This window comes from Snodgrassella sp. W8135, from assembly GCF_016101225.1.
In the GTDB taxonomy this organism is placed as follows: domain Bacteria; phylum Pseudomonadota; class Gammaproteobacteria; order Burkholderiales; family Neisseriaceae; genus Snodgrassella; species Snodgrassella alvi.
Window position 1 is genome coordinate 1 of record NZ_JACFQX010000011.1, and the last position, 1833, is coordinate 1833.

General features: G+C 34.5%; 2 protein-coding genes. Both read right to left on the reverse strand.

Translation table 11 applies throughout. The features are described from left to right. Nucleotides 1-501 precede the first annotated feature (501 nt). Complete coding sequence (locus tag H3T75_RS10790) at nucleotides 502-816, reverse strand: hypothetical protein (RefSeq protein ID WP_084563729.1); 315 nt, start codon at nucleotides 814-816, stop codon at nucleotides 502-504. A gap of 8 nt (nucleotides 817-824) precedes the next feature. After that, the coding region (locus H3T75_RS10795; protein ID WP_198211706.1) for a VENN motif pre-toxin domain-containing protein at nucleotides 825-1833 on the reverse strand (1009 nt) is incomplete at its 5' end.

The following is a 1833-nucleotide window of genomic DNA, read 5'->3' on the forward strand; positions in this document are numbered from 1 at the left end:
TTTTTACTGTTTATTATGGCAGAGGCTGTCTGCATGTTATCGCTGAATTCCTGACTGATTTCACGCTGTAAATCCAGCTCTTTCTATACTTTGTCTTTGTCAAAGTTGTTGGCTTTATCGGCATTGTCGTCACTGGTCATACCAGTATGGATAGCAGCAATTGTCTGAACAGCCATTTTGCCGATTTCTGCTGCTGCGTTACTTAACCAGTAATGATATTGCCGGTATTAACACTGCTATGGGTAGTACTGGCTGGTATAGTCACAATCGTGACCAAAACCAATTAATTGTTTACGCCAACACTACCCTGATAAAATTGCCACTATTGGAATCAACGCATTTACTAATTTAATTTCGGTTTCTGTCCTACTTATATTTAAATTATTACTCTTATGATAATAAGCTAAATTAAAATAATTTGAACCAATTACCCTATCGATATATGACAAGTATATTATTTAGTATTACCGAGTTTTTACGTTTATCCATTTCTATATACCTTTATTTATCAAAACAATCAACTTTATAAATTAATCTATCATTGTCAGGTTCAGGAGCTTTTTTAGTCAATAAAATACATTTTTCCGGGTGGCTGATATGTTCAGGATGATAGGAATAAAACCATCCATCTTTTCGAAAATTACTCCATGTCAATTCCAAAAATATGTAATCCTTTTCTGTATCTTGCTCCGTTAAAAATTTTCCTTTCTCAGATTTTACATCAGCTTCCTCAGGCTTTACATTGATTTTGTGTTGTATATGTGCACATCCATTAAATAAAATACATAAAATAATAATTAAAAAATTTTTGTTCATAGAATTTCTCAAGGATATTCAAAATAATCATTAGGGTTTTGTATATCATATATTATAAACTTTCCACTCGCTTTATTTGGTTTTATTATATGTTGCCATGGGTTAAAATTATGCTTAAGTTTATATGAATCATCAATAAGTTCACCTAAATGCACCCCATACATTTTTTTATTTTTCTTGTCATAATATAATTTATCATAAACTACACCATTTATCGCCGCCTTATCTTCAACCAGTTCTACTTTATCAGGTAAAACTAAACTTTCTTTATCTACAGCCTTAAGATGAGCTTTAAAAAAATCTTGATCAAGTGTTCCTTGTCCTGGTTTAAGTCCCATTTTATCTTTCTCAAGTTGTTCATTAAGCTCGTGAGCTAGTAACGCATTTCCTGACAAAATAATTTTATTTTTATCTAGTTTTTCCATATCTGCTACATCAAATTTATTGTACTTCCAAGAACCTCCTGCTACTTGATCATCATCATAAACAAAAATCATCTGTGCAGTTCCTGTTGGATCTTTAACGACTTCATTGAGCATAGTATAAAATGCTAATTCAGAAGGGCTGAGATTATCTACTGTATTGTTACCAATAGGTACTAGCTCCATAATTTCATATCCAGAGTTGTTATATTGACCAGTTCCCTTTAATTCAAATTTATTACCTAATTCTTTTTTAACTTTTTTATAAAATAAATTAACCGCCTTTTGATCACTTATGTTTTGATCTATAGCTAAACGATTATTATCCACTGCCGTATGCCCAGCCTGATTTCCCTGTGCCACATCAGCCATACTGCTGCCTACTGCCGCTCCTGTTGCTGCTCCGGCCAGCCCTATGATTGATGAAACTGTGGCTTTTTCATCTGCAGTTAAATCTTTTGATTCCTTGCTATACAGCCATTTCGATACTACCGGTGCCAGAGCTTCTGATCCTGCCGCAGCCAGTCCGCCAGCCAGTGCATTATTTCCTCCTGCTGCCGCTACTGCTGCTCCTACTACTGCGTGCGCCACCAGA